The sequence below is a fragment of the Sorangiineae bacterium MSr12523 genome (assembly GCA_037157775.1).
Taxonomy (GTDB): Bacteria; Myxococcota_A; Polyangia; order Polyangiales; family Polyangiaceae; genus Pendulispora; species Pendulispora brunnea.
Window position 1 is genome coordinate 244,721 of record CP089982.1, and the last position, 11,879, is coordinate 256,599.

At 62.7% G+C, this 11,879-nt stretch carries 8 protein-coding genes; 4 read left to right on the plus strand and 4 right to left on the minus strand.

Annotated elements, in window-relative coordinates; genetic code table 11:
* Nucleotides 1-143: 143 nt before the first annotated feature.
* Nucleotides 144-1,781 (minus strand): beta-N-acetylhexosaminidase, encoded by a 1,638-nt coding sequence (locus tag LZC95_01035; GenBank protein ID WXA95425.1) that lies wholly within the window; start codon nucleotides 1,779-1,781, stop codon nucleotides 144-146.
* 222 nt (nucleotides 1,782-2,003) lie between these two features.
* Between LZC95_01035 and LZC95_01040 the strand changes: the two genes are divergently transcribed.
* The 4 genes from LZC95_01040 (at nucleotide 2,004) to LZC95_01055 (ending at nucleotide 8,797) form a co-directional block, all read left to right on the plus strand.
* Nucleotides 2,004-3,947 (plus strand): N-acetylmuramoyl-L-alanine amidase, encoded by a 1,944-nt coding sequence (locus LZC95_01040; GenBank protein ID WXA95426.1) that lies wholly within the window; start codon nucleotides 2,004-2,006, stop codon nucleotides 3,945-3,947.
* A gap of 163 nt (nucleotides 3,948-4,110) precedes the next feature.
* Nucleotides 4,111-5,901, plus strand: coding sequence for a gamma-glutamyltransferase family protein (locus tag LZC95_01045; protein ID WXA95427.1), 1,791 nt, complete (start codon nucleotides 4,111-4,113; stop codon nucleotides 5,899-5,901).
* A gap of 118 nt (nucleotides 5,902-6,019) precedes the next feature.
* On the plus strand, nucleotides 6,020-7,225 hold the full coding sequence (locus LZC95_01050) for a lactonase family protein (protein WXA95428.1): 1,206 nt from the start codon (nucleotides 6,020-6,022) through the stop codon (nucleotides 7,223-7,225).
* Nucleotides 7,226-7,453: 228 nt separating this feature from the next.
* Entirely contained in the window at nucleotides 7,454-8,797 is a 1,344-nt protein-coding gene (locus LZC95_01055) for an IS4 family transposase (protein WXA95429.1), read from the plus strand.
* 42 nt (nucleotides 8,798-8,839) lie between these two features.
* Here the strand turns inward: LZC95_01055 and LZC95_01060 are convergent, their stop codons facing one another.
* The 3 genes from LZC95_01060 to LZC95_01070 all read right to left on the minus strand — a co-directional run bounded on the left by LZC95_01060 (nucleotide 8,840) and on the right by LZC95_01070 (nucleotide 11,804).
* On the minus strand, nucleotides 8,840-9,805 hold the full coding sequence (locus LZC95_01060; GenBank protein ID WXA95430.1) for an ester cyclase: 966 nt from the start codon (nucleotides 9,803-9,805) through the stop codon (nucleotides 8,840-8,842).
* 161 nt (nucleotides 9,806-9,966) lie between these two features.
* Nucleotides 9,967-10,881, minus strand: a complete 915-nt coding sequence (locus tag LZC95_01065; protein ID WXA95431.1) for a TIGR01777 family oxidoreductase — start codon at nucleotides 10,879-10,881, stop codon at nucleotides 9,967-9,969.
* 2 nt (nucleotides 10,882-10,883) lie between these two features.
* Nucleotides 10,884-11,804 carry a hypothetical protein gene (locus tag LZC95_01070; GenBank protein WXA95432.1) on the minus strand — a complete coding sequence of 307 codons (921 nt, stop codon included), beginning with the start codon at nucleotides 11,802-11,804 and terminating at the stop codon, nucleotides 10,884-10,886.
* Between the last annotated feature and the right edge of the window lie 75 nt (nucleotides 11,805-11,879).

Consider the following 11,879-nt stretch of genomic DNA (forward strand, 5'->3'; position numbering starts at 1 on the left):
GGAAGGGGTAGGGCGGGAAGGAAACCTGCACGGGCAGCGCGAAGCTTTTTTTTTGGTGTTTTCAGTCCGCTTCGTGCGCCAACTGAAAACAAAAAAAACCTTCCCGCCTTCCCGCCTTCATGTGAATTCTCTTCTTCTCGTACTCAGGGCCAAGCGATCTGGGACGAGGGGTAGTACGTGATCTTCGCTTTTTTCCAGCGGGGGCCGTGGGTGGCGAGGCGGGTGCGGAAGTCGCTCCATGTGCGGCTTGCCGGGGACCAGCCGCGCTCGGCGAGGGCGGGGAGGCGCGGGAAGATCATGTATTCGATGTCGGAAAGCTTCGTGATGGTCTCCGTCCAGAGCGGGGCCTCGAAGCCGGCGATTTGGCTGCTCGGGACGCCGGTCAGGTAGGCGCCCGGGTTCCAGTCGTAGGCGTCGCGCACTTCGATGAGGCCGGCCCAATCTTGGCCGAGCGGCGTGTTCGGATTGTACTTCATATCCAAGTACGTCTTGTTGGCCGCCGAAACCAGGAACTTCATTCCGCGCTGCGCCGCCGCCTTCACGTTGGCGTCGTCGGGTGTCGTTCCCCAGTATTGCGGGAGAGCGGTGGTATCGGGCGTGGCCTTGAGGATTTCGTGCCAGCCCACCATGCGTTTGCCGTATTTGGCCACGATGGGGAATACCCGCTTCTCGAAGGCGATGTAATCGGCTTCCTGCGTGCTTTGCGCCTCGTCGCCGCCCAGGTGGATGTACGGCCCCGGCGTGAGCGCGGCCAGCTCCCGCACCACGTCGTCGACGAATTTCGTGACGATATCGCGGTGTGCCGCGTCCATGCAGAACGAGGAAAACCCGACGTCCGTGCCCGTGTAGAGCGGGGGCGCCTGGTTGTTGCAATTGAGCGCGGGAACCGAGGCCAATGCCGCGTTGGTGTGTCCCGGCATGTCGATCTCCGGCACCACCGTGATATAGCGCGCTGCCGCGTAATTCACGATATCGGTGTATTCCGCCTTGGTGTAATAGCCACCCGGACCACCGCCCACCTGCGTGCTGCCGCCGTACGTGGCCAGACGCGGGTACGAATCGATCTGAATGCGCCAGCCCTGGTCGTCGGCCAGGTGGATATGGAAGTAGTTGAGCTTGTAGCGCGCAAGGTGATCGATGTACCGCTTCACCGTGGCCACGGGGAAGAAGTGGCGCGCCACATCGAGCATGCCCCCGCGGTAATCGAGCCGCGGATAATCGAGAATGTGCCCGCCGGCGATCTTCCACGATGCATTTTCGACCGTGGAACTCTCGATAGCCACCGGTAGCAATTGCCGAAGCGTTTGCACGGCGGCAAACAGCCCCGCGCCCGTCTTGGCGCGCACCAGCACGCGAGCCGACGTCACGTCGATCTCGTAGCCCGACGCGCCCACGCTGTTGTTCGCACCGCTGAGAAGGAGCGCGATGCCGGAATTCGGTGTCCCATTGGCCGGGCGCACCGTGAACGGATATCCCGTTGCGGGGCGAAGGAGCCCTGCCAGATATTCCCCAACGCGCCCTGCCTCGGGCGAATTGGGATCCGCATACACCACGGTGTTTTGCGTTAGTGTGTAATCTTGTCCCGATTTCGATTGAACGGATACCGGCGAAGGAATCACCTTGTCGAGGCCAATGGCAGCAGCCAAAGCTTCGACGGAGTCTTTCTCCTCATTGGCTTCGGAATTCATGTCAGTGTCGGCGCCCGGAGAGCACGATGCCGTGGCTGCGACGGCAGCGAGCACACAGAGCGAGACGGAGAATGCGCGAGGTGTCGTGGCCATTTCGGATAGGGAACGCCGAATTCTCTATTCTAGCAAGCATGAACAATTGGAATGATGCTACGTGCCGCATTGTGAACCGCACATCGGTCTTATGTCGTATTTGAAACCGGCCGCTGGTACTGAAGTGGTCTTATCGGAACCATTCGGTAGAGCTGAGGCCTAAATGGGGCCAGCCCTTTAATAAGGCTACGGAATTGTCGAGCTCGCGAGTACGGTGACCCGATGAGACGAATCCTTGTCCACGGGTCGGTCCTCTGCGTTCTGGCTCTTGGTTGTCAGGCGGGTTTGCCCGAATCGACTGACACCCAATCGAGCGGTGCGCGGCAGCAAGCGTTCACCCGCGCATCGCAGGAATACGGTGTGCCGGAAAGTGTGCTGCTCGCGGTTTCGTATATGGAATCACGATGGGATACCAATGCAGGGCAGCCGAGTCGCAGTGCCGGCTACGGCCCGATGCATTTGACGGATCTCGAGGCGGTCGAATCGTCTTCACACGGCGATGGCGCCGATGATCCGCGCGGTGACGAGGCGCGCCCGTGGACCCGTGCCGACCGCACGGGCAGCCCGGCGGACATGCCCGCGCTCAAGACGGCCGATGTGGCCGCGAAGCTGACCGGCGTGGACAAGGAAACGCTGCGCAGCGACCCAGAGCAGAATCTCCGTGGCGGTGCGGCGTTGCTCGCCGAATACCAGCGCGAGCTCGTGGCCGCAGGCAAAGCGCGCGCGGGCAGCACGGATCCGGCGGATTGGTACGGCGCCGTGGCACGTTACAGCGGTGCAACGGATACCGGGGCGGCGCGTCAGTTCGCCGACGAGGTATTCGCCACGATGGCCGAGGGCGTGCAGCGCACCACCGACGACGGGCAGCAGATCGCCCTGGCCCGCACCGAGGTGCAGCCGCAGAAGGCACAGCTCGATGCGCTCGGCCTGCGCGTGACGGCGGAGGGCGAGGCGGAGTGTCCGGCATCGCTTGGTTGCGAATGGATTCCCGCCCCGTATCAAGATTTGGGCGGCGGCGATTATGGCAATCATGACTTGGCCGATCGCCCGATCAGCCAGCGCATCTCGTACATCGTCATTCACGACACCGAGGGCTATTACCCGACGGCGTTGCAGCTCGTGCAGGATCCCACCTACGTGAGCTGGCATTACACGCTGCGTTCCTCGGACGGGCACGTGGCCCAGCACGTGAAAGGCAAGGACGTGGGCTGGCACGCGGGCAATTGGTACGTGAATGCCAAGTCCATCGGTCTCGAACATGAGGGATTCGCCGCGCAGGGCACCTGGTACACGGAGGCGCTGTACCGCAGCTCGGCGAAGTTGGTGCGGTATCTCGCATTCCGCTACGGCATTCCGCTCGACCGCGCGCACATCCTCGGGCACGACACGGTGCAGGGCACGACGCCGGCCACGGTGCGGGGCATGCACTGGGATCCCGGGCCGTACTGGGATTGGGCGCATTACTTCGAGCTTCTCGGCGCGCCGCTTCGCGCGACCGGAGGGTCGCATTCGGGGTTGGTGACGATCAAACCGAATTATGCGACCAACAAGCCGGCCTTCTTCGGGTGCGATTCGAAGCACCCCGCCGATCCGTGTCCGGCGCGCAGCTCGTCGTCGGTGGTGCTCCACACCGAGCCGCGGGAGGATGCGCCGCTGCTTCGCGACGTCGCGCTCCATCCGCCGGACGGTGTGAGCACGATGCGTGTGTCGGACGTCGGCAGCCGCGCTTCGACCGGGCAGCAATACGCGGTGGCCGATCAGAGCGGCGATTGGACCGCCATTTGGTACCTCGGTCAAAAGGGCTGGTTCTACAACCCGAAGAGCAATCCCAGCGCGCTTCCCGCGATCGGTTTCGTCGTCACGCCGAAGCAGGGCAAGGACTCCATTCCCGTGTTCGGTCGCGCGTACCCCGAGGCGGAGGCTTACCCCTCGAACATCACGCCGCAGGCCATCGTTCCGTTGCAGTATTCACTGCCGGCCGGTCAGCGCTACTCACTCGGTCAGTTCGCCGATACGGAGTATCTGTGGGCAACCACCTTCGACCCGGCGAATCACGTGGTGGTCAAAGGCGATACTCGGTATTACCAGATTCAATTCGGCCACCGTGTTGCCTACGTGCAGGCCGACGACGTCTGGCTCCTCCCGAGCCCGCTCGGCGCGCCGTAGAGAAAGAAGAATATTCACAGGGAGGCGGGGACACGGGGAGTTTTTTGGGGGTTCACTTGGCCCACTGAGCCGATGGAAACCCAAAAAAAGCCCTCCGCGCTGGTTCCCTCCCCGCCTCCCCGCCTCCCTGTTCAATCTTCGGGTGCGCGCTAAGCTGGGAACCGTGTTTACTACGCGTCCCGAGCTCATTGGCACACATGGAATGGTGGCCTCCACGCATTGGCTGGCGTCGGCGGCGGGAATGGCCGTTCTGGAGGACGGCGGCAACGCCTTCGATGCCGCGGTCGCCGCGGGCTTCGTGCTCCAGGTGGTCGAGCCGCATTTGAATGGGCCCGGCGGTGAGGTGCCCGCGGTGTTGTTCGCCGAGGGCGAGTCGAAGCCGCGCGTGCTTTGCGGGCAAGGCGTCGCCCCGGCCCGCGCCACCATCGAGCACTATCGAAGCCTCGGCCTCGACTTGATCCCAGGCAGCGGCCTTTTGGCGGCCACGGTGCCTGGGGCGTGGGACGGGTGGATGCTCCTCCTGCGCGATTATGGCACGAAGCCTCTGCGCAAGGTCCTGCGGTATGCCCTCGCGTACGCGCGGCATGGGTTTCCCATCGTGCCGCGCATCACCGAGACCATCGAGGCCGTCTCCGAATTGTTCTCCGCGCATTGGCCGACGTCGGCCGCGCATTGGCTGCCCGGTGGACAGGCGCCGGCCGCGGGGACGCGCTTCGCCAACACGGTGCTGGCCGATACATGGGAACGGCTCCTCGTGGAGGCCGAGGCGGCCGGATCCGACCGCGAGGCCCAGATCGAGGCGGCCCGGCGTGCATGGGCGCAAGGCTTCATTGCCGAAGAAGTGGAGGCCTTCTGCCGTCAGGCCTTTCGCGACGACTCGGGGCGAAACCACGCGGGCCTCATCACCGGCGAGGACATGGCGGCATGGCAAGCGTCCTTCGAGGATGCCCTTTGCGTCGACTTTGGCGCGTGGACCTTGGTCAAGTGCGGCGCGTGGACGCAAGGACCGGTGCTGGGGCAACAATTGCGGTTGCTCGAGGGTTTCGCGGACCGCCTCCGGTACGTGAACGGCGTCCCGACGGCGGAGACGGTGCACCTCGCCGCCGAGTGCGCGAAATTGGCCTTTGCCGACCGCGAGGCGTGGTACGGCGACGATCCCGCCGTCCCCTTGGCGACCTTGCTCTCGCGTGAGTACGCGGCCGAGCGGCGTGCCCTCGTTGGAGACCACGCATCGTTCGAGCTCCGTCCCGGTTCGCCGGAGGGCCGCGCGCCCTCGCTTCCGGCCTTCGCCATGGGCGCGGATCGCGCGAACGTGGCGCTCGCAGGCGCGCTGGGCGATCCCACGGTGGCGCGCGATGGATCGGTGCGCGGTGATACGGTGCACATCGACGTGGTGGATGCGCGCGGCAACATGATCTCCGCCACGCCCTCGGGCGGCTGGCTGCAATCGTCCCCATGGATTCCCGCGCTCGGGTTTTGCCTGGGAAGCCGCGCGCAGATGTTTTGCCTCGATCCCCATCTGCCGAGCGCCTTGAAGCCGGGGCGCCGCCCGCGCATCACGCTTTCGCCGTCGCTCGCGATGCGCGATGGCCAGCCGCACATCGCATTCGGCACACCGGGCGGCGATCAGCAGGACCAATGGCAGCTTTGCTTCTGGCTCGGCCACGTCGTCGGCGGATTGAATCTGCAGGCCGCCATCGATGCGCCCGCCTGGCATTCGTCCGCATTTCCAAGTTCGTTTTATCCGCGCCACTGGCAACCGGGCGAATTGGTCGTCGAATCGAGGTTGGGCTCCGCCGCGTTGGATGAGCTCCGCCAGCGCAAGCACCGCGTGATCGACGCCGGTCCGTGGTCGCTTGGACGATTGTCGGCGGTGTCACGCAATCCGAACGATGGTCTCTTGCGCGCAGCCGCCAATCCGCGGGGCATGCAGGGATACGCTGTAGGTCGATAGTTCGGCAGCGACTCTGCCAACCGCACAGTTTGTCATGGCACCGCGGCGCGTCTCGTGATGTAACCCGGACCGAATTCGTCAAGGTCCGTTACGAAAGACAAGACAGAGGAGATGCGCCATGTCCGACGATAGGTCTTTGGGTCTGCGTGGGCTCGTCAAACGCCGTGCGTTCGTGGGCGCGCTGACCGCCGTTCTATTCGGCGGTGCGCTGTTGGGCTGCAAGAGCTCGTCGTCACTCGCCGCCGCGGAAGGATCGGCGCAAACGACGGCACAGACGAAAGCCGTAGGAGGTGCGGGCGTGATCTTCATCGGAAGCTACGGCGACCCGAACGGCCTCACACTCGCGGCGCCGGCTGCGAAAACCGGTGAGACGGCGAACGGTGCGCTCGCGTTGGCCGGGCAGGGGCCCGCCCTTCCGAAGGCATCGTTCCTGGTCCAATCGAAGGATCGCAAATTCCTCTATTCCGTGAACGAGACCGAGCCGGGCGAGGGCAAGGTCACTGCGTTGGACATCTCCGATCCAGCACAGCCCAAGGTGCTCAACTCCCAATCGAGCCGGGGGGCGTTGCCGTGCCACGTGGCTTTGGATCCGAGCGGTCGCTATCTACTCACGGCCAATTATGGTGACGGTGCGGTGACAGTTCATCGCATTCAGCCGGATGGTCGTCTCGGCGAGTCGACCGACATGGTCAAGCAGACCGGCACCACACGTGAGGCGCACGCGCACCAAATCGTATTCGACCCGAGCGGCAAGTGGATCCTCTCGGTCGATTTGGGCGCCGATTCCGTGTTCGTCTACCAACTCGACGCGAACACCGGCAAATTGAGCAAGCAAGGCCAAGTCACCTTGCCCGTGAAGACCGGACCGCGGCACCTCGCGTTTCATCCGTCGGGCAAGTACGCGTACATCTTGGGTGAGCTTACGCCCGTGGTCACGGTGGGAACGTGGGACGCCTCGCGCGGTAGCCTACAATTGGGCCAGACCGTCAATTCGGTCGCGAAGAACGATCCGCCCAACTTCCCTGGTGAAATTGCCGTGTCATCCGATGGCAAATTCGTTTATGCCTCGAATCGAGGGGAAAACAGCATCGCCACATTTGCCGTGCAGGACGCGGGGGCGAAGCTGGAGTTCCTCGGCACATCGACCTCCGGCGGCAATTGGCCGCGACACTTCACCTTCAGCCCCGATGAGCGCTGGATGTACATATCGAATCAGCGCTCCGGTAAGGTGACGTGGCTTCCACGCGACCCATCGACCGGACGCCTTGGAGCTCCGGCCGGTTCGATCGACGTGCCCACGGCCGCCATCGTTTTGTTTCACTGAGAAAGAATCACAGGGAGGCGGGGAGTCGGGGAGATTTCGGGTTTGAAGATTCAAACCCCTAAAAACTCCCCGTCTTCCCCTGATGATTGGTTCCATCGTCGCTAGCGCAGGGAATTTCTCGCGTCGCCGGCCGCTTTGCGAGGCATGCAGAGCGACGGCGATCGGGTTTGGGCGTGGGAAGAGTTTAGGCGGCTCGAAGTCGATGACGAGAGGCTAAGGCCACGGACAATGCGGATGGTCCGCCGCGCCATGGAGCGCGGCGGCGGCCGTATTTCCGAGGTTTTCTGCGATGCGGCGGAGCGCCAGGGAGCCTACGACCTACTGGAAGGTGCTCGGGTGTCCGGCGAAGCCCTCATGGCTTCGATGAGCGCTGCATGCGTCGAGCGCGGTGATGACGGCGAATTTGTGCTCATCCCCATCGATGGCAGCAACATTCGAGTCGTCGATCGCGACAAGCGCACCGACCTAGGTCTTGTAGGTACCTACACCAATAATGCACGTGGGCTCCAGGTTGTCAGTGCGCTCGCCGTTACAGAGCACGGTACACCGCTCGGGCTATGCGCGCAGACCTGGTGGACACGCTCAACGAAGAAGAAACCGCGTTCTCACTCGACATATCGTCCGGTTCACGAGCGTGAAAGTCGTTACACCGTATGGACGATCCAAGATGCCTTGCGCAGTTACTCGCAGAGCAAATGTAAGCCATGGATCGTCGTCGACCGTGGCGGTGACGCGACGGTCATCCTCGATGAGCTCGTCCGAAGCAGGGCAAGATTCACCGTGCGCTGCTCATGGAATCGGTGCGTCGGAAACCGGAATACCCAGGCAAAACTTCGAGGCGTTCTCGCCAATCAGCGGGTGCAGGCGCACTACACGGTGCATGTTCCACCTGGTCACAAACGGAAGGAGCGTCTCGCGCGCGTGGCAGTGCGACGAGCATCGGTCGAGCTCAATCTGAAGCACGACTGGCAGGCGAAACGTTCCAACCCGACGCTCAACGTTCTTTGGATCCACGAGAGCCGGCCTCCACACGGAGAAAAGCCACTCGATTGGATGCTTTACACGAACAGTCCCATCGAGACGGTGAACGATATGCTGCGCGTCGTGCACAGCTACACGATGCGCTGGCGCATCGAGGACTTTCACAAGACCTGGAAGTCCGGCCATTGCCGAGTGGAAGAAATACGGCTTCGCTCTGCGGCCGCGGTCAGGACTTGGGCTACGCTCCTCGCTGCCGTGGCTACTCGAATCGAACGCCTTAAACATCTCGCCCGTACAGAACCGGACCTTGCCGCCACCGTCGAGCTCTCCGACATCGAACTCGACGCGCTCAAGCTCCTCAAGCGCCAGCAGAAAAAAAAGACCGAGGTGGTAGGAGACGGAGTTCCGACCATCGCCGTCGCCGTGCGGTGGATCGCCGACCTTGGTGGCTACACAGGCAAATCCTCCGGAGGCCCGCCAGGTGCTACTACCATCGGCCGAGGACTCGAAGACCTTGCAGTTGCGGCCCGAGTCCTCTCAATGGTCCGCGAAAACCCGAAAGAATTCGGACTCGCGCGGATGAAGCGATGAATGGTCAGCCGTCTTCCCGTCTCCCTGTTTAATCTTCTTCGGCTATACGCTGGCCGCGCGCGGCGTGTGGTGCAGGCGGAAGCGGCGCGGGGACGTTTGGGTCCACCGCCGGAACGTGCGGAAGAACGAGCCGACTTCGCCGAACCCCAGTTGAAGTGCAATTGCACCCAGGGGGCGGGCGGTATCGGCGAGGTATTGGCACGCGAGTTCGCGCCGCACGCAATCGACCTCGTGCGTGAAACTGCTCCCTACTTGCTGCAATCGGCGCTGCAAGGTGCGCGGGCTCACCCCGAGGGTGCGCGCAACATCCCGCATCTCCGGGTTGCCGTTGACGCCGCCGTTCGTGCCATTGGCGTCATTGGAGAATGCCGCGCGTAGGCACTCCCGCACACGCCCGGGCAGCTCCGTGGACGACGGAGGCGAGGGCAACAGGAAGTTGGCCAGCTGCTGTCCGACGACGAACGGGTCGCAGCCCGGTGCGGCTTCTTTTTGGCCTTCAGCGAGCTCTTGCACGATCTGAAGGACCATGGCGATCACGAACTCGTTGCCGCTGCGCGTAAGGCAGTCAGGATCGGCCGTGGAGAGGCGCTCCTGCAGAGCGAGGTACTTGTCGCGTTCCTCGTTCGTCATCGCGGTAGTGCGCCAGTGTTCGATTATTTTCCCTTCGTGGAAACGCTCGATCTGCATCTGTTCGATCTCGATACGACGCCCGGTAGGCGCGATTCCGAACAGATTTCCTTCGTGCGTTCCGCGTTTGACGACGCGCACCGCCACACGATCTCCATCGTGCAGCTCGTCCCGGACGTCGTAGCGCAGATCCGGGAAGGCCATTCTCATGGCCAAGATCACGCGCTTCAAGCCCTCCGGTCCGGCCGGTTGACCGGGCAGTGCGGACGGATGATTGATGTAATTTGGATGGAGCAGGTCGTCCAGTAGCTCGACACGCCCTTGATTCCAAACTTCACCGAAATAACGAGTTACTACTCGGCTGTGAATCTGCCGCGACAACGAAGCCTCCCTACAACGGCTTCGACAACGAAGCCTCCCTACGAACGGCTATTTCTCTAAGCCAAGACGGCTAAGAAATCGAGAGCGATTCGGAAAGATTTCGAACTGAGAAATCGAATTTCCTTCACGGAATGCTTCGCTCTGGCCATTACCATTTTGGATTAGACCAACGAGGCGAGAGCACCGGGAAGGTTTTCGTGCTCGAACGCGTATCCGCTTCGTTTGGCCGCCGCAGGAAAAGCTCTCTGCGAGAAGAGAACGGCGTCGCTGAATTCGCCGAGCGCAATCCGAAGTGCCATTTTTGGCATTGCGCAAATCGTCGGACGACGGATGGCTTTTCCTAGAGCCCGCGTGAATTCTGCATTGGTAACGGGATTGGGTGACACGGCATTCACCGGTCCGGAGAGCTCGTCCTTACGGCTCGCGTGAAGCAAAATGCCGACGGCGTCGTCGATGTGGATCCAGGGCCACCACTGATTGCCGTCGCCGAGGCGTCCGCCAACGCCCATCTTGAAAGGTCCGATCATTCGCCCAAGCGCGCCACCCTTGGCCGCGAGTACCAGGCCGATGCGAACGCAGATGACGCGAAGTCCGGACTCGCGTGCGGCCATGGCCTCGCGCTCCCAATCTGCGCAGACTTGCGCGAGAAAGTCGTGTCCGCTGGGCGCATTTTCGTCGAGCTCATCATCTCCGCGGTCGCCGTAGTAGCCCACGGCCGATGCCGAAACGAGGACGCGTGGTCGGCCATCGTTAGAAGGTGCAGCGCGGAGTGCGCTCACGAGGTTGCGTGTGCCGAGCACACGGCTCTCGTAGATGCGACGCTTCTTCTCCTCTGTCCATCGCTCGCCGACGGGTTCTCCCGCCAAATTGAAAATCACGTCAGCGTGGCGCACGGCCTCGGCGGGCGCGGGGCCCGCCGTTGGATCCCAGCCGTACACTTTCGGGATGGATCCTCCTGACGATGCGAACTCGCTCCGTGCGCGATCCGGATTTCGAGAGAGGACGGTCGCAATCTCGAGTTTCGAGAGAAGCGCCTTGCCCAGGAGACCCGTAGCACCGGTCAGGAGTGTTCTCACGACTACTTCGCCGTCGCGGACTGTGGCAGTTTGGTGCGCACCTTCTCTTTGAGTGCGGTCACCGCGTCGGCATATGTTTTCTTGGCGGCCTTGATGCGGTCCTCGGTCCGCTTTTGAAGATCGCTCGCCTGCTTCTTCGAGGACTCGAGCGACGTCTTGCTGCGAACCATATCGGCCACGCGCGCTTCGCTCGCCTTCTTCTCCGCGTCGGTGCGTCCGGGTTCCTTCTGGAAGTTGCGCTCGGACTCGATGAACGCGTCGGCGGTGCTCTGGACCTGCGCGGCATCTTCGATCATGCGATCGAGCCGCAGCTTGCGTTCGACGAGTTCGATATGGACCAGATAACTCGCGTAGCTGATGTCGTCGGCCTGCTTCTCCAGCGTGCTGACGTTGTCCTTGCCGAGCGCCTCGCGGTAGCGCTCGATGATCAAGTGCGCCTCGTTGGCGCTGCGTAGCCGCTTTTCGAGTTGGGTGTCGACCCCTTCTTTCAGGGCGTGGGCCGCAACCCCACCCAACTCGACATCACAATTTTTTTGCTTCGCGGCGTACTGACAACTCCAGCTCACCTTTTTCGCAATGTCCGATTGCTCGGCCTCGAAAAAGGTGCGGGCGCCTTCTACTTCGCGATGCCGTTCGGCGTAGGCATAACTCTTACCCGCCTCATCAGCCCGCTCGTAGATCGATTGGACGACATTCCAATCCGGCGCCTTTTTGAAATCGTCGGGATAGCGCGGCATTTCGCCAGCGATTCGCTGGATCTCTCCCTCGCTTTGCGAAAAGCCGCTTCCGATGGCCTGCAGCTCCCCGGGGTACACCTCGGCGTACGTAGCTTGTGTCGCCGAAGATGCGATCTCGGGCCCCGGTTTGGAGGCGCACGCAATCATCCCGAGAACCGCCCCAACACATAGCGCTCGTGTCCACATGCCTTCCTCGCTTATCACGAGTGGCCAGAGACGGGCACCAACGCCGACGCGATTCTCCCCCTCTACCCCCTCAGC

What these genes read in the sequence shown, in the direction of transcription:
- LZC95_01035 (WXA95425.1), bottom strand. Translation starts at nt 1,781, where the DNA reads ATGGCCACGACACCTCGCGCATTCTCCGTCTCGCTCTGTGTGCTCGCT.
- LZC95_01040 (WXA95426.1), top strand. Translation starts at nt 2,004, where the DNA reads ATGAGACGAATCCTTGTCCACGGGTCGGTCCTCTGCGTTCTGGCTCTT.
- LZC95_01050 (WXA95428.1), top strand. Translation starts at nt 6,020, where the DNA reads ATGTCCGACGATAGGTCTTTGGGTCTGCGTGGGCTCGTCAAACGCCGT.
- LZC95_01055 (WXA95429.1), top strand. Translation starts at nt 7,454, where the DNA reads ATGCGGATGGTCCGCCGCGCCATGGAGCGCGGCGGCGGCCGTATTTCC.
- LZC95_01070 (WXA95432.1), bottom strand. Translation starts at nt 11,804, where the DNA reads ATGTGGACACGAGCGCTATGTGTTGGGGCGGTTCTCGGGATGATTGCG.